This window comes from Methylomonas fluvii (assembly GCF_014850975.1).
GTDB lineage: Bacteria > Pseudomonadota > Gammaproteobacteria > Methylococcales > Methylomonadaceae > Methylomonas > Methylomonas fluvii.
Map to the genome: position 1 here is coordinate 136,331 of NZ_JACXST010000001.1, position 15,808 is coordinate 152,138.

At 52.8% G+C, this 15,808-nt stretch carries 14 protein-coding genes; 8 read left to right on the forward strand and 6 right to left on the reverse strand.

Annotated features, from left to right (window positions below):
- Positions 1-107: 107 nt before the first annotated feature.
- The 8 genes from EBB_RS00635 (at position 108) to EBB_RS00670 (ending at position 10,290) form a co-directional block, all read left to right on the forward strand.
- A complete protein-coding gene (locus EBB_RS00635; RefSeq protein ID WP_192392016.1) occupies positions 108-533 on the forward strand; it encodes a hypothetical protein in 426 nt (141 codons plus the stop codon).
- On the forward strand, positions 530-3,076 hold the full coding sequence (locus EBB_RS00640; protein WP_192392017.1) for a putative bifunctional diguanylate cyclase/phosphodiesterase: 2,547 nt from the start codon (positions 530-532) through the stop codon (positions 3,074-3,076). Before EBB_RS00635 ends, EBB_RS00640 begins: the two co-directional genes overlap by 4 nt.
- A 118-nt stretch (positions 3,077-3,194) precedes the next feature.
- Positions 3,195-4,949 (forward strand): methyl-accepting chemotaxis protein, encoded by a 1,755-nt coding sequence (locus tag EBB_RS00645; protein WP_192392018.1) that lies wholly within the window; start codon positions 3,195-3,197, stop codon positions 4,947-4,949.
- Positions 4,950-5,133: 184 nt separating this feature from the next.
- On the forward strand, positions 5,134-6,177 hold the full coding sequence (locus EBB_RS00650; protein ID WP_192392019.1) for a tRNA (5-methylaminomethyl-2-thiouridylate)-methyltransferase: 1,044 nt from the start codon (positions 5,134-5,136) through the stop codon (positions 6,175-6,177).
- Positions 6,174-6,398: a sulfurtransferase TusA family protein gene (locus EBB_RS00655; RefSeq protein WP_192392020.1), complete on the forward strand. Its 225-nt coding sequence runs from the start codon at positions 6,174-6,176 to the stop codon at positions 6,396-6,398. Before EBB_RS00650 ends, EBB_RS00655 begins: the two co-directional genes overlap by 4 nt.
- Positions 6,399-6,517: 119 nt before the next feature.
- Positions 6,518-7,573 carry a hypothetical protein gene (locus tag EBB_RS00660; protein WP_195880848.1) on the forward strand — a complete coding sequence of 352 codons (1,056 nt, stop codon included), beginning with the start codon at positions 6,518-6,520 and terminating at the stop codon, positions 7,571-7,573.
- 544 nt (positions 7,574-8,117) lie between these two features.
- A complete protein-coding gene (argJ, locus tag EBB_RS00665; protein ID WP_192392022.1) occupies positions 8,118-9,332 on the forward strand; it encodes a bifunctional glutamate N-acetyltransferase/amino-acid acetyltransferase ArgJ in 1,215 nt (404 codons plus the stop codon).
- A 13-nt stretch (positions 9,333-9,345) separates the two neighbouring features.
- Entirely contained in the window at positions 9,346-10,290 is a 945-nt protein-coding gene (locus EBB_RS00670) for a Nudix family hydrolase (protein WP_192392023.1), read from the forward strand.
- 16 nt (positions 10,291-10,306) lie between these two features.
- Here EBB_RS00670 and yacG read toward each other — a convergent pair whose 3' ends face one another.
- The 6 genes from yacG to pilB form a co-directional block, all read right to left on the reverse strand.
- Positions 10,307-10,510: a DNA gyrase inhibitor YacG gene (yacG, locus tag EBB_RS00675; protein WP_192392024.1), complete on the reverse strand. Its 204-nt coding sequence runs from the start codon at positions 10,508-10,510 to the stop codon at positions 10,307-10,309.
- The gene (gene zapD / locus EBB_RS00680) at positions 10,510-11,283 is read right to left on the reverse strand and encodes a cell division protein ZapD (RefSeq protein WP_192392025.1); all 774 of its coding nucleotides are present in this window, start codon (positions 11,281-11,283) and stop codon (positions 10,510-10,512) included. Before zapD ends, yacG begins: the two co-directional genes overlap by 1 nt.
- Complete coding sequence (gene coaE, locus EBB_RS00685; RefSeq protein ID WP_192392026.1) at positions 11,280-11,891, reverse strand: dephospho-CoA kinase; 612 nt, start codon at positions 11,889-11,891, stop codon at positions 11,280-11,282. Before coaE ends, zapD begins: the two co-directional genes overlap by 4 nt.
- A gap of 3 nt (positions 11,892-11,894) precedes the next feature.
- Positions 11,895-12,761 carry a prepilin peptidase gene (locus EBB_RS00690; RefSeq protein WP_192392027.1) on the reverse strand — a complete coding sequence of 289 codons (867 nt, stop codon included), beginning with the start codon at positions 12,759-12,761 and terminating at the stop codon, positions 11,895-11,897.
- A gap of 74 nt (positions 12,762-12,835) precedes the next feature.
- Positions 12,836-14,053: a type II secretion system F family protein gene (locus EBB_RS00695; protein WP_192392028.1), complete on the reverse strand. Its 1,218-nt coding sequence runs from the start codon at positions 14,051-14,053 to the stop codon at positions 12,836-12,838.
- A gap of 2 nt (positions 14,054-14,055) precedes the next feature.
- Positions 14,056-15,771, reverse strand: a complete 1,716-nt coding sequence (gene pilB, locus EBB_RS00700; protein ID WP_225587189.1) for a type IV-A pilus assembly ATPase PilB — start codon at positions 15,769-15,771, stop codon at positions 14,056-14,058.
- Between the last annotated feature and the right edge of the window lie 37 nt (positions 15,772-15,808).

Consider the following 15,808-nt stretch of genomic DNA (forward strand, 5'->3'; position numbering starts at 1 on the left):
AAAATTACATTTTTACTTGCCTGAAATTTCGGATTGACTGATATTCAGACGCCCCACATTTACATATGATGCAGAATCCAGAATTTTGAATGTATCGGGGTTCATCTATGCAAGTATCGGTAACAGGTGAATTGTTTGAGGTGACTATCCGTAACACCTTGGAGTTTGCAAAATGCCGTGAATTACTGGCGTCATGCAAGGCCCACTCCAAAACCAATCCGCGCGCCGGCGCCAAGATAAGGCTCGAGAATATCCCTACATTCAATATGTGCGGTATTGCCACTATCTCGCTAATCTGCGACTGGATGCATGCCGGCGTCGAACTGCATCTGCAAGGCTGTGGCGGCGACGTACATCAGATTTTCGATACTGGCATATTCGATAAATACTTCAGCAAACACGCGCCATTCGTTCGCGCCGCCTGCCATGACTGCCTGGAGCCCACAAAACCGCGTTTAGCCAAGGATTGCCCGATACATAAAAAACCGTCCACGGTTACGGCCAGACCAAACCGTACTGGAAAATTAGCGTGAAAACATCATTCTTCGATTTTTTCAGCGCGGGCGGACTGATGCCGCACGGGTTTTGCCTGAAGTGGACGCCTGGTCTGCTCTGGTCGTATGTGATTTCCGATGCCTTAATCACCCTAGCCTATTTCGCGATTGCCGTCATTCTGGCTTATGTCGTATCGCAGCGCCGAGACCTGAAATTTCGCGGCATCTATTTGATGTTCAGCTCATTTATTCTGGCCTGCGGGGCATCGCACTTGATGTCCATCTTCCTGATCTGGCAACCCTTGTATTGGTTGGATACCACCATAAAAGCCTTGACGGCAACCATCTCCTTGGCAGCGGCAATATTGCTGCTCAAGTTGGTGCCGCATGCATTGAAACTACCGAGCAATCGGCAACTGGCAGCCGAAATTGCCGTGCGCACGCAGGCGCAACAGGATCTACAAGAAAGCGAAAGCAAACTAAAAGCCCTCAGCCAGCAACTCATCAGCCTGATAGAAGCCATTCCCGACGCCATTCTGTTCAAAGACGGCGACGGCCGCTTGTTATTCGCCAATGAGCACGCGCAACAGTTATTCCGATTTGACGGCATGGATTGGCAGGGCAAGACCTATCTGGAACTGGCAGATCAACAGCCGGAGACACTAGACAAGCATATAAAACTATTTTCGGATGAAGAAGCGGTATGGAAGGCCGGGCACTTGATCATGTTCGAAGATCACATTGTCAACGACGAGGGGCGTTTGATCGAAATAGAGGTACGCAAAACGCCGATTTATCAGGAAAACGGCCAACGCAAAGGCATGGTGGTGATTAGCCGGGACATCAGCAACATCCGCTGGGCGGAGAGTCAATTGCGCATTGCCGAGCGCGCGATCGAGTCCCAGGAAGGGATCATGATTACCGATGAAAATAATATCATCCTGCGCGTCAACAACGCCTTCACCCGGTTGACCGGTTACCAGCCGGACGAAGTAATCGGCAACAAGCCCTCGATTTTAAAATCCGGCCGCCACGGCCAAGAGTTTTACCGGGAAATGTGGGCCGCTCTGAAGCGCGAGAAATTCTGGCAAGGCGAAGTGTGGGACAGGCGCAAAAACGGCGAGGTCTATCCGAAATGGCTGACGATCAGCGTCGTGACCGGCGCGGACGGCCACACCTGCAACTACGTGGCGGCCTTTACCGACATTAGCCAGCACAAGGAAGCGCAAGCCGCCATTCACCGCCTGGCCTACTACGACCCGCTCACCGACCTGCCCAATCGCCGCCTGTTGCAAGACCGGCTACATCAGGCTTTACACAACAGCCGTTGCGTGCACAAGCATGGCGCGGTGTTGATGATCGATGTCGATAACTTCAAAACGATTAACGATACCCAGGGCCACCAAATCGGCGATCAGCTATTAATAGAAATTGCCTCGCGCCTAAAGACCTGCGTTCGTCAAGGCGATACCGTTGCCCGGCTGGGCGGCGACGAGTTTATCGTGCTGCTGGAAAATCTGGGTAGCGCGCAAGCGGAGGCAACCGCGAATGCCGAAGACGTTGCGCACAAAATATTGTGCGCCATCAATACCGGCATGTTGTTAAACGGTAAGGAACATCTCAGCTCCATCAGTATCGGGATTGCCATATTCGACGAACACAACAACTCGTTCGACGACACGCTGAGACGCGCCGACGCGGCGCTGTACCAGGCCAAGGATGCCGGCCGCAACACGCTGCGCTTCTTCGATCCGCAGATGCAGGCCTTATTGGAATCGCGCGTACTGCTGGAGTTCGATTTGCGCCATGCCCAAGCCCAAGACCAGTTGAGCCTGCATTACCAGCCACAGGTCGATAAAAACGCCCAGATTTTTGGCGCAGAAGTGCTATTACGCTGGGAACACCCGCAAAAAGGCATGATTTCGCCGACCGAGTTTATCCCACTAGCCGAAGAATCCGGGTTGATTCTGCCTATCGGCGAATGGGTGTTGCAATGCGCCTGCGAGCAACTAAAGGCCTGGGAACAAAATCCGCTCACCCAGCATTTACAGCTTGCCGTCAATGTGAGCGCCAGACAGTTCCGTCAAGCCGATTTCGTCGAATCGATCTGCCGAATTCTTAACAACTCGGGCGCCAACTCGGCGAAACTCAAACTGGAACTGACCGAAAGCATGGTATTGCACGATGTCGGAGACGCCATCGAAAAAATGCAAACGCTGAAATCATTGGGCGTGCGTTTTTCGATGGACGACTTCGGCACCGGCTATTCCTCACTGAGTTATCTAAAGAAGCTGCCGCTTAGCCAACTCAAAATTGATCAAAGCTTTGTGCGTGACCTTATCGTTGACCCTAACGATGCCGTAATTGCCCAAACCATTATCGGCATGGGCCACAATCTGGGCCTGAATGTGATTGCGGAAGGCGTGGAAACCCAGGATCAACGCATCTGCCTGGAGCGTATAGGCTGCGATGCTTTTCAAGGCTATCTATTCGGTAAGCCCATGCCATTACCTGAGTTCGAACGCGTTATACACAGCTTGAACAGGGCGATTCGACCACAAAACATCCGTAACGGCAGCTAAATGGTCGTCATTTTAAGCCCCCATTGATTTTCTACACCACTTGGCGGCATGGCATGCTTGATCGTCCGTCTGCCGGTTCACTCACTCTTATAACAATAAATTTAACGGGGGAAATCTTATGTTCTTAATGAACTGGCATTCGGTCGGAGTCAAAGTGGTGGCAATAACCACGGGCATACTCTTCATCCTAGGCTTGGGCTTGTTGTTGATGTTTGCCAACATCGAAAAACAAAAACTGATAGGCCGCAAGATTGAATCGTCCCGGCAATTGCTGCTGCTATCCGAATCAATTCGCGACAATGTGACCGAAAAGTGGCAAAGCGGCCTTTATTCGCCGGAATACCTCCGGCAGTTAGTACAAGGCAAGGATGAAGCCAGCCGCCGGTCGTTGATTGTCGCGACAGTCCCCACCGCCAATGCCTGGAACGTGATAGAAGCCAAAGCCAAGGAAGGCGGTTTTCGTTTTAAAGCGCCGGCACTTAATCCGCGCAATCCGCCCAGAAACATGCCGGACCAACTGGAACAACAGGTTTTGGACAAATTCCAAAAAGACCCGGCGCTAACCGAATACAGCATGGTCGACGAGGAAAAACAAGAAATTCGCTATTTCAGACCGGTGAAAATGACCAAACAATGCGAGCTTTGCCACGGCGACCCGCAAACCTCGCAAGACTTGTGGGGCAACGGCAAGGGCCAGGATTTACTCGGTTATGCCATGGAAAACCGCCGAACCGGCGACTTGCACGGCGCATTCGAAATCATCACCCCCTTCAGCACCGCCTTTAGCGAGTTGAAGCAAACCGTGTTTTACGCTATCGGCTTTTTGGGTTTGACGCTTTTAATCGTCGGTATCACCGGTTATCTGGTGATGAGCAAAATCATCATCGGCCCACTGACCGCATTGGCGCTGAACCTGCAAGCCATTTGCAGCGGAGACGGCGATTTGCGCGCCAGGCTCAGCGCATCGGGTAAATCCGAGTTTGCCTGGGTGGCCTCCAGTTTTAATGCCTTCGTGAAGAAAATCGCCAAAACCGTTGAAGAAATCAGCGTGACCAGCGACCGGCTGGCGCAGGCAGCCAACAAACTGGCAACCATCACCCAATCCACCCAACAAGGCGTAGAGAAGCAATTGCAAGAAACCACGCTGGTGGCTAATGCGATGAAACAAATGACATCGACTGTACAAGAGGTCGCCAAAAACGCGGTCAAAGCATCCGAAGCCGCCGAAAATGCAGACCGGGAAGCCACGTCGGGCAAAAATATCGTCACGCAAGCGGTTGGCGGTATTAACGAATTAGCCACCGAAGTGGAAAATGCCGCCAATGTGATTCACGACCTGGAAACCGACAGCAACAGCATAGGCGAAGTATTGAGCGTGATTCAGGGCATCGCCGAGCAAACCAATTTATTGGCGTTGAATGCGGCGATTGAAGCGGCCCGCGCCGGCGAGCAAGGCCGCGGCTTTGCAGTGGTGGCGGATGAAGTCAGAACCTTGGCCAGTCGCACGCAAAACTCGACGCTGGAAATCAGGCAAACCATAGAAAGGCTGCAAGGCCGGGCGAAACAAGCGGTTTCGGTGATGGAAAACGGCAGAAAACGCGCCGCCTCCAGCGTTGAGCAAGCCGCTTCGGCTGGGGATTCGATCAATACCATCAGCGAGAGAATATTTACCATCAACGACATGAATAATCAGATCGCCACCGCCGCGGAGCAACAGACAGCGGTCGCGGAAGAAATTAACCGTAATGTCAGCAATATCAGCCATGTGTCCCAAGAAACCTCCAGCGGCGCCAAACACACCGCCGATGCCTGCCACGAGTTGCTTGAACTGGCCAATCAATTACGCCAGACGGTTGGCCATTTCAGAATTTAAAGCCATCGCTTCGCCGGCCATCAGCGGCCGGCGAATCAGCGACCAACCAGGGCAAACCCCTGATTTTTTGGTGGATTTTCCCGCCGAAATTTGCCCAATTAATTGTTTGCCCGCGTTGCTCACCGCCGCATATTGCTGAAATCCACAGTATAATGCGGCGTTTTTCCTGCTAGACATCCGATTTATGAGTCAACAAAGAAAAGCGGTGGCGCTGATTTCCGGCGGCCTGGACTCCATGCTGGCTACCCAAGCCATCCTTGAGCAAGGTATCCATGTCGAGGGCATCAATTTTTTCACCGGCTTTTGCGTGGAAGGCCACACCCACGCGATACGCAAGCAAGACGCCGACAAGGTCAAACGCAACAACTCGCTGTGGGTGGCCGAGCAGCTGGGCATCAAGCTGCATATCATCGATGTTATCGAAGAATACAAAAACGTCCTTCTAAACCCCAAGCACGGTTACGGCGCCAATCTCAATCCTTGCCTGGATTGCAAGATTTTCATGGTCAACAAGGCCAAACAGTGGATGGTGGAAAACGGCTTTGATTTCATCATCACCGGCGAAGTGGTCGGCCAACGCCCGATGTCGCAGCGCAAGCAAACCATGCCCATCGTCGCCGCTCAATCCGGTGCCGACGATTTACTGGTCAGACCCTTGTCCGCGCAAAACCTACCCGCCACGTTGCCGGAACGCGAAGGCTGGATCAGTCGCGAGAAAATGTTTGGTTTCAGCGGCCGGTCACGCAAACCGCAAATGACCTTGGCGAAAGAATATGGATTTACTGACTACGCCCAACCCGCCGGCGGCTGCTGCTTTTTGACCGACGAAGCCTATTCATTGAAGTTGGTTGATCTATGGAAAGCACGCGGCGAGCGGGATTACGATCTGGACGACGTGATGCTGCTGAAAGTGGGCCGCCACATTCGCCCCAAACCACATTTCAAAGTCATCATAGCGCGCGAGGACGGCGAAGCCCGCTTCATGAGCGGTTATAAAAAAGAATTTATGAGTATGAACTGCGCCAGCCATCGCGGCCCGCTGGCCTTAATCGACGGCACGCCCAGCGAAGACGATTTGCTGCAGGCCGCTCAGATTACCGCCCGCTACGGCCAAGGCCGCGAAGCCGAGCAGGTGGAAGTGACCATCCGCGACCGGGAAGGCAACGAGCGCAATGTTTTCGTTAAACCTTTGCTTGCCGACGACATTCCGCAAGAGTGGTTCGTATGAGTGAACATGTTTTGAACGCCCGCCGCCTGCTTTGTCCGTTGCCGGTGATCCGCACTCAGGACAAAGTCAAAACCCTGGTGACCGGCGACGTGCTGACTGTCGAGTGCACTGATCCGGGCGTGATGCAGGATATTCCGGCTTGGTGTCGGATTAATGGGCATCGGGTGTTGGAGACTCGGGCGGATGGTGGGGAGTATGTGATTGTGTTGGAAGTAGGCTGAGCTGTTTGGTTGGTTGTGTCGCTGTCGCGACGGGTTTTAGATGTCGGGTCTCGGCCCGACAGCCGAGATACTTTTCTTTGCTTGTCCAAAGAAAAGTATCCAAAAGAAAAGACACCCGGATGCCGCTTTTTTCCTGCGCGCCGAAGCTTTCGACGGGGATCGACAGAAGGGGCTTCCTGCCCCTCTGTCGATGTGCGGCATCCATGCCGCACCCCTGCGGGCTATTCCCGCCGAAAGCTCCGGTGCTCGGCGCAGCATACGGGAGGAAAACCGTCGCGATAGTAAGAATTGCTTTATTTACGGAAATGGATGATATACAGAAACCATCTAAAAACTTCTTTGGCGTCAGAATCATGACTGATATTGGAAACAGTAAAGCTCACTCGACCGTTCGTTCGTCTCCACGCGACGCGACAGAAAACGTTATCCCCCATTGGAATCCCACAACAGAACTGGACGCCATCTGCAGGAACGTAAAGGAGCTTCGGCATCGCGGCGCATCCGAAGAGGCTATCACCACACACTTTGGAGAACAACTGCAGGCCATTACTGCCAGACAAAACAAAGAAACCGCTGAAGTAGTAGTCGATATTTATGCGTCACAAGCCTATGCAAATGGATTCGTTTCCCCAAAGTGGAATCTTCTTTCTATAATCGCTCTAGCGACTGTTTTTGCTGGTTTTTCCTTGGAGCTTACCATAGGCAACCAATTTGTCTTTTCAGCCGCGAATCAATACCGCGCTGCGTTCCCTTGGTTGACGGCATTCTTAGCTATCATTTCTGCTTGGATATGGTTTTCCCTTCAGCACAAAAATCACATCTGGGCGAAACACTACCCTACTTGGTGGGTCCGCTGGCTTCTTGTGTTTCCCGGCATGGTTGCTACATCTTCGATCATAGTCGCTATATCTCCACTAGGCTGGTTAGCATTGTATGGGTGGATTTTTGGTTCGCCAACTGAAGGTCACGAAGCAAAGATGCTTAGTGTTGCCGCTTACCATTCAGGTTCGCGCGGTTGCCATCAAAACGCAGAAATCATCATAAACGGCAACTCGGCCACAGTCTGCCTCGACAAAGCCATATCAGGTAGAGTGCCTGCGGTTGGCGAAGCTGTAACCGTGGCTGGCCGGATCTCAAGGGCTGGTGTGTTCGTTGATGAGATACGCGCAAGGTAATGAAACGCGGTAAGCCACGTAGGTACGCACCGCGTACCTTTTTGAGTTTTAAGCGGCCAGCCATTTGAACATGGTACGCGATGCGTACCCTACTTATTTTGAATCAAGCCCGGTAGGGTGGGCACGGCTGTTTGTGTCCACGCGGTTTTATAGTTATCGGCTCAACAAGGTGGGCAAAAAAGCGTTGCCCACACTACATTTGAATGTGGTGTTAAGGTTAAGGCCACGAAGTGTATCTAAATTACGGGACGGTTTTGTCCCGTATGCCGCGCCGAGCACCGGAGCTTTTGGACGGAATAGCCCGTAGGGGTGCGGCATGGATGCCGCACGTTGTCGAAGGGGCAGGAAGCCCCTTCGACAACCCCGTTCAAAAGCGAGGAGCGCAGGGAATAAGCGGCATCCGGGTGTCTTTTCTTTTGGGTACTTTTCTTTGGACAAGCAAAGAAAAGTACCTCGGCTGTCGGGCCGAGACCCGACGTTAAATCAAGCCGTCGCGATAGCGACACAAAGTAGAACAGCTAATTAGTATTAACAGGTTACAACTATGGCAGTAGGACAAATCGACTTCCCCACCATGCATGCCGTCAAAGGCATCAAACTCGGCACCTGCAATGCCGGCATCAAACAAACCGTCCGCGACGATATTTTAGTCATCGAAATGGCGGACGGCGGTAGTTGCGCGGCAGTATTTACCCAAAATGCCTTTTGCGCGGCACCAGTGCATATCGCCAAAGCGCATTTGTCGCAAAACCCGCGTTGGTTGCTGGTCAATTCCGGCAACGCCAATGCCGGGACCGGCAAGCAAGGCTTGCAAGATGCCTTCGCTTGCTGCGCCAATCTGGCTGGGGAAGTAGAGGCCTTGGCGCAACAAGTGTTGCCGTTCTCTACCGGCGTCATCGGCGAACCGCTGCCGGTGGAAAAACTCACGGCGGCATTGCCGAGCGCCGTCGAAAACCTAGCTGAAAGCCATTGGGACAAAGCCGCGCGCGCCATTATGACGACCGACACCTTTCCCAAGGGCGCTTCGCTCGTCATCGATATAGCCGGCCATCCGGTGACGATCACCGGCATTTCCAAGGGCGCCGGCATGATTCAACCCAATATGGCGACCATGCTGGGTTTTGTGGCTACCGATGCCCGTATCGAGCAATCCTTGTTACAACAATGTTTGTCCGCGGCAGCGGAAAAATCCTTTAATCGCATTACCGTAGACGGCGATACCTCAACTAACGATGCCTGCGTGCTATTAGCCAGCGGCAGTAGCGCAGCCCCGGAAATTTTGGCCGGCAGCGCGGAGTATGCGGCCTTCGCCGAGGCCGTGATGACGGTTTGCAAACGCCTGGCGGAACTGATTATTCGCGACGGCGAAGGCGCTACCAAGCTGATGCGCATTGTGGTCGAACAAGCCCGCGACAGCGCTGAGGCGGTGCAAGTCGCCAAAACCATTGCTCACTCACCTCTGGTGAAAACAGCGTTTTTTGCCAGCGACCCGAACTGGGGTCGGATTCTGGCGGCGGTCGGCCGGGCCGGGGTCGAAAACATGGATCTGGATAAAATCGAAATTTATCTAGGCACGGTGTGCATCGTCGAAAACGGCGGCAGAGCCCGCTCTTACACGGAGCAAGACGGCCAGCGCGTGATGAATCAGGAGGAAATCGTCGTCACCGTCAGACTGGGACGCGGCGTGATTAGCGAGGAAGTGCTGACTTGCGACTTTTCCTACGATTACGTGAAAATCAACGCTGAATACCGTACCTAAGCGCGGGAAAAGCATGTCCACCCATAACCAGCTTCTGCATGTCGCGGTCGGCGTAATCCGCGACGACGACGGCAGGATTTTGATTACCCAACGCGCCAAACACGCGCATCAAGGCGGCTTGTGGGAATTTCCCGGCGGTAAACTGGAAGCAGATGAACCGGTACAGCAAGCACTAGCCCGTGAGCTGGCGGAAGAAGTCGGTATTCAGGTACAAACCGCAACACCGCTGATCAAAATCAACCACGATTACGGCGACAGGCATGTGTTATTGGACGTCTGGAATGTCACGGCTTTTACCGGCAAGGCCAGAGGCTGCGAAGGCCAGGCGATGCGCTGGGTTGATGCCGAGCAACTAAGGGAGTTTACCTTCCCGGCCGCCAACATCCCCATCATCGCCGCCGCGCAACTTCCGCATTATTACGCCATCATGGAAGGCCGTAGCGCTGCCGAAGCATGGGACAATTGCCAACGGATTTTGGCGACTGGCATCAAACTACTGCAATTTCGGGTTAAGTCTTTACCTATTGCCGATTTGCAAACTGTCTTCGAGCAAGTTTCTCAGCTTTGCCGGCAGCAACAGGTTAGCTTGCTGGTCAACGCCGATTTGCCTGTCGATACGGTTAATGCGCAAGGCCTGCACCTGAGCAGCCGCGCCTTGCTGGCCTGTCATGAACGGCCAAACGGCTATCGCTGGGTGGCGGCATCGTGTCATAACCTTGATGAACTGAAACACGCAGAAGCGCTGGGCCTGGACTTTGCGGTTTTAGCACCTATCCAAGCAACCGCATCCCATCCGGACGCCACGCCGCTAGGCTGGCAGGCTTTGAGCGAATTGCTTGAGCACATCAATTTACCGGTGTTTGCCTTGGGAGGTTTGGGGAAGCACGACCTGAACCGAGCCCTTGCCGCCGGCGCCCAGGGCATAGCCGGCATCAGCACCTTTTTAGCGGCAGATTAGCAAGATAAACTCCGGCTTAGTAGGATTCGAAATCCGAATTTTCGTCGTCTTCGTCAAGCAGCGGCGGACCGGGGATTTTGTGAGCTTCGGTAGCCCAATCACCTAAATCGATTATTTTGCAACGTTCCGAACAGAACGGTTTGAATAGTTCGGCCGCTATCCAGGCTACCGGCTTGCGACACGTGGGGCATGCCACCATAGGTGGGGTATTCGTGGTCATCAGAACATGCAGCGGGTCAAGGAAAATTCGACATCGTCGAGCGTCTGGCTGGGCCGGTTTTCATCGACAGACGGGTTCATAAAACGAATGCTAAACCGATGCTTGCCGCCACTGATTTCGGCAAAACAAGGCATATCGGCGGCTAATCCCACGCGTAGCAATTGCACCGGATGATTTTTATTGTCCAGCGCCAATTGGAAAAATCCGGCCTTGGCAAGTTCCTGCGTAGGCACGCTGCTTTGCCTGATAAAACCCAGGATCAAATCGATAGCCACGCGAATATCCACGAACGGTTGAGTCCAGCGTTCCAGGTCTTTTTGCTGCTCGGCTTCGTGTTGCTCCAGCCAGTAATGAAAGGCAGGCAAATCAAAAGAACAGCTGCCGCCGGGGATGGAGTTGCGCTGCGAAATACTTTGAAACAAATCGCTTTCCATCACGCTGATGCCGATTTTGCCGTTCGCGCTATACAAATTACGGCTGGCTTGATTCAGCTCGAGCAGAATTTCCTGCAATTTTTCATCATCGACGCCGTGAGTATGCGCCAGTTGATTCAATACTTTGGTGTGCCTATCCAGCTCTTTGATCAACTCGGATTTCAAGTCGCTGCGGCTGAAGATCATCAAGATGTCGAGTAAAACCGAAATGGCGGCGCGTTTATCGAAAACCGAAGCGCCCAACATGAAGTGACTGAGCTGTTGAAAGAGTTGCTCCAAGCGCATAAACACCCGAATTCGTTCATTGAGAGGGAATTCGTAGATAGTTTGTGTATTCAAGCCGATTGTGTCCTGACGGTGGCTAACAAAATGTAGGAATTGTGCAGTCTTTTAACCTGTTCTGCAAGCTGCTCGGGGCCGGCGATATTCTCGATGACATCGTCCGCTTTGCTTAAGCGGTCTTGCCGCGACATTTGGCTGTCGATGATGGCTTGCACTTGCTGACGAGTGAGTTTATCGCGCGCGGTAACCCGTGCTATTTGTACATCCACCGGGCAGTCGATTAACAAAACCCGATCCACGACATAAGGATTTTTCGACTCCAGCAGCAGCGGCACGGCAATTATGCAATAGTCGGCCGTTAGCGTATTTACCTCCGCCGCAATTTGCGCATAGACCAAGGGATGCATGATGCCATCCAATTCACGCTTTTTGTCCGCATCAGTGAATACCGCATCGCGCAGTCTGGCGCGATTCAAGCTACCGTCCTGGTTAAGCATCTGTTGCCCAAAAGACTTAGCGATCAGCGACAGAGCAGGCTGCCCCGTCTCGACCAACTGTCGGGCAATCAAATCTGCATCGACAATGGGCACACCAAATTCGGCAAACAACCGGCAAACCGTCGATTTACCGCTGCCTATGCCGCCCGTCAGACCAATCTTCAGCATCGCCTACAAACCGGCACTATGCAGATATAAGGCATTCAGCTCCGGCCCGAACAACATCGCCAGCCAGCCGGCCATAGCCAGATAAGGCCCGAAGGGTATCGGTTTGCCGGCATCGCGTTTGCCGAACACGATCATCGCAATGCCGATGACCGCGCCCACCAAAGAAGACAGGAGAATAATCAGCGGTAGATATTGCCAACCCAGCCAAGCACCGAACAGCGCCAGCAGTTTGAAATCGCCATACCCCATTCCTTCCTTGCCGGTCAGCAATTTAAAAATTTGATAAACGCTCCACAGGCTCAAATAGCCTACAACCGCGCCGATAATCGCGTCGTGGCTATTCGTGTAAATATCAAACAGGCTTAACAGCAGACCCAGCCACAGCATGGGCAGCGTGATCGAATCCGGTAACAATTGCTGATCGATGTCGATAAAACTCAATGCAATCAAACACCAAGTCAAGGGCAATGCAAACGCTAAAGCCAAGCCGTAGCCGAAATGCCAAGCCACGACCGCAGAACACAGCCCAGTAAACGCTTCGATAAGCGGGTAACGGATGGCGATTTTCACCCCACAATGTGCGCATTTACCGCCCAACAACAGGTAACTGATGACCGGAATGTTTTGATAGGCTTTGATCTCGGCTTTGCAAGACGGGCAATGCGAGGCCGGCAACATCAGGTTGAACACTTCGCTTGCTTCATCATGCGGGAGCTGCAAATATTCCCGGCATTCGCGCCGCCAACCCGTCTGCATCATCACCGGCAAACGGTAGATCACCACGTTCAGAAAACTGCCGACCAACAGGCCCAGCACGCAAATGACGCTAATCAGAAACAGCGGATATTGTTGTAGAGTGGCAAAAACCATGAGGGGAGAGGATGTGTGTAATTCGGCCCCGGCGCTCGGCCCAACGATGGCAAGCAGCCGGGGAATAACAAAAATTAAATAGCGGCGCCCAGCTTGAAGATAGGCAGATACATCGCGACAATCAAGCCGCCGACGAGGATACCCAGGATCACCATGATGATTGGCTCCATCAAACTGCTCAGGTTATCGACCAGGTTATCCACTTCTTCTTCGTAAAAGTCGGCTACTTTGTCCAGCATCGCATCAATGGAACCGGACTCCTCGCCGATCGCCACCATTTGTACCACCATATTCGGAAACATGCCGGTGGTCTCCAAAGCAAACTTCAATTGCTGGCCGGTGGAAACGTCGTCGCGCACAGCCATCACCGCTTCGTAAAACAAAATATTGCCGCAGGCCCCGGCCACCGAAACCAGCGCTTCAACCAAGGGCACGCCAGCCGCCGACATGGTGGACAGCGTTCTGGCAAAACGGGCGATGGCCGATTTTTCCAGAATCATCCCGACGACCGGGATTTTCAGCAAAGTCTTATCCAGAAAATGGTTAAACGCCTTCGAGCGCTTTTTAAAATAATTGAATACATAAGCGGTAATACCGATAACCCCAATTACCGCCCACCACCATTCCTGCACCCACGCCGACAGCTCAATAACAAATTGGGTAAATGCCGGCAGGTCGGCACCGAAACCTTTAAACAAATCCTCGAACACCGGCACCACGAAAATCAGCAAAATCGCGGTGACGATAAACGCGACCACCAACACCGCAATCGGGTAGGTCAATGCTTTTTTAACCTTCTTTTTGATCGACTCGGTTTTTTCTTTGTAGGTGGCAATCTTGTCGAGCAAAGTTTCCAATACCCCTGCATGTTCCCCTGCCTCGACCAAATTGCAGAACAGGGCATCGAAATACAGTGGCTTACGGTTTAGGGCCTGGGCTAGGGTGTCGCCGCCTTCCACATCAGCTTTTATCGATAGCAGCAATTCCGACATACTGGCGTTGTCGTGTCCCTTGCCGATAATGTCGAACGATTGCACCAAAGGCACACCAGCGGCCAGCATCGTCGCCAGCTGTCTGGCGAACACCGCGATGTCGCCGGGTGTGATTTTCTGCACTCTGGCACCGAATAAGGGCTTGGACTTGGCTTTGATACCGATGACCCGAATGCCCATCCGCCGCAATTCGGCGCGCGCGATGACCTCGCTCTTGGCGCTGATGGTGCCTTTGGTTTTCTTGTTTTGCCTATCGAAACCGTCCCAATTGAACTCGATTTGCTCATCTTGCTTTGCCATGATTATTCCTTGGTGACCCGGTCAATTTCTTGCAACGAGGTGACGCCTTGCTTAATTTTTAATAGCCCCGACATTCTTAAATCGTTGATTCCTTCGCTTTTCGACAATTCTGCCATTTGCATGGAATTACCGCCGTTCAAAATCAGCGCACGCATTTTTTCGGTAATAGGCATTACTTGGTAGATCCCTACCCGGCCCTTGTAACCGTTATTGCAATGTTCGCAACCCACCGGACCGTAGACTTTAAACGTACCGATTTCCTCCTGCTTAAACCCGGCCGACAGCAAGGCGCTTTCCGGATAATCGACTTCCTGTTTGCAATGCTCGCATAAGCGCCGCGCCAGCCGTTGCGCCATGATCAAAATGACCGCCGAAACAATATTGAACGGCTCGATGCCCATTTGCACCAACCGGTTGATGGTTTGCGGCGCGTCGTTGGTATGCAGCGTGGACAACACCATATGACCGGTTTGCGCAGCTTTAACGGCGATACTGGCGGTTTCCAGGTCGCGAATCTCACCGACCATGATTATGTCCGGGTCTTGCCGCAAAAACGCCCGTAGCGCTTCGGCAAAGGTCAGCCCAGCCTTGGGATTGACATTGACCTGATTGATGCCTTCCACGGTGATCTCCACCGGATCTTCGGCGGTGGAAATATTGGTTTCGATACTGTTGAGAATATTAAGGCCAGTATAGAGCGACACGGTTTTTCCGCTACCGGTCGGCCCGGTGACCAACACCATGCCGTAGGGCTTGTGGATCGCCTCTAAAAAGTGTTTCTGCTGCTCGGGCTCGAAGCCGAGTTTCTCGATGCCAATTTGCGCACTGGTCGGGTCGAGAATCCGCATCACCACTTTTTCACCGAACAACGTCGGACAGGTGTTAACCCGAAAATCGATGGCCCGGTTCTTGGAAATCTGCATCTTGATCCGGCCGTCCTGCGGCACCCGCCGCTCGGCGATGTCCATTCTGGACATGACTTTCAGCCTGGAGATAATCCGGTTGGCAATCCCCACCGGCGGACTGGCCACTTCCGACAAAATTCCGTCGGCCCGAAATCGGATACGGAATTTTTTCTCGAAGGGCTCCAGGTGTATATCCGAAACGCCGCGTTTGATCGAGTCCAGCAGAATTTTATTCACAAAACGGACGATAGGCGCATCGTCGATATCCGAACCCATTGCTTCGTCGGCGGGTTTGCTGTCGTCGCCTGCAGAAATATCGATATTGTCCAGATCGTCGTCCAACAGATCCTTCATCGACGTGTCGGCAGCTTCCAGCGCCGTGTCTATCATCCTGATCAGCTTGTCTTCTTCGACCAGAATATTTTCGGTATTGTGCCGCGTATGGAACTTGATCTCGTCCAGCGCCTGAAAATTGGTCGGATCGGCGGTGGCGACAAACAAGCGATTGCCGCGCTTGAATAAAGGTAAGGCGTGATGCTGGCGAATCAATTTCTCGCTGACCAGTTTGATCGGCAGGAACGAAGGATCTATGGCATCCAGATCGAAAAACGGTACGCCAAACTCCGCCGAAGCCAGCGTCGCCACGGTTTTGCTGTCCGCATACTTATGCTCCACCAGATAGCTGATAAACGCTTGTTTACGCTTCTGCGCCTCCTGCAAACAGGTCGCAGCCGATTCCTCGGTCAACAAACCTTGCTGAATCAGGCATTTGACCAAGCCGCTGAAATGGATGTTAGAGGGTGCTGTCGCCATGAAAAAAAGTCTGGATTGGTTTTACTGCAACTAAGTG

Bases quoted from the DNA above. Each gene is read 5' to 3' on its own strand.
- EBB_RS00655 (WP_192392020.1), top strand. From the start codon at position 6,174: ATGAGTGAACATGTTTTGAACGCCCGCCGCCTGCTTTGTCCGTTGCCG.
- coaE (WP_192392026.1), bottom strand. From the start codon at position 11,891: ATGCTGAAGATTGGTCTGACGGGCGGCATAGGCAGCGGTAAATCGACG.
- yacG (WP_192392024.1), bottom strand. From the start codon at position 10,510: ATGACCACGAATACCCCACCTATGGTGGCATGCCCCACGTGTCGCAAG.
- EBB_RS00670 (WP_192392023.1), top strand. From the start codon at position 9,346: ATGTCCACCCATAACCAGCTTCTGCATGTCGCGGTCGGCGTAATCCGC.
- EBB_RS00660 (WP_195880848.1), top strand. From the start codon at position 6,518: ATGCCGCTTTTTTCCTGCGCGCCGAAGCTTTCGACGGGGATCGACAGA.
- EBB_RS00650 (WP_192392019.1), top strand. From the start codon at position 5,134: ATGAGTCAACAAAGAAAAGCGGTGGCGCTGATTTCCGGCGGCCTGGAC.
- EBB_RS00690 (WP_192392027.1), bottom strand. From the start codon at position 12,761: ATGGTTTTTGCCACTCTACAACAATATCCGCTGTTTCTGATTAGCGTC.
- EBB_RS00635 (WP_192392016.1), top strand. From the start codon at position 108: ATGCAAGTATCGGTAACAGGTGAATTGTTTGAGGTGACTATCCGTAAC.
- EBB_RS00695 (WP_192392028.1), bottom strand. From the start codon at position 14,053: ATGGCAAAGCAAGATGAGCAAATCGAGTTCAATTGGGACGGTTTCGAT.
- argJ (WP_192392022.1), top strand. From the start codon at position 8,118: ATGGCAGTAGGACAAATCGACTTCCCCACCATGCATGCCGTCAAAGGC.
- pilB (WP_225587189.1), bottom strand. From the start codon at position 15,771: ATGGCGACAGCACCCTCTAACATCCATTTCAGCGGCTTGGTCAAATGC.
- EBB_RS00645 (WP_192392018.1), top strand. From the start codon at position 3,195: ATGTTCTTAATGAACTGGCATTCGGTCGGAGTCAAAGTGGTGGCAATA.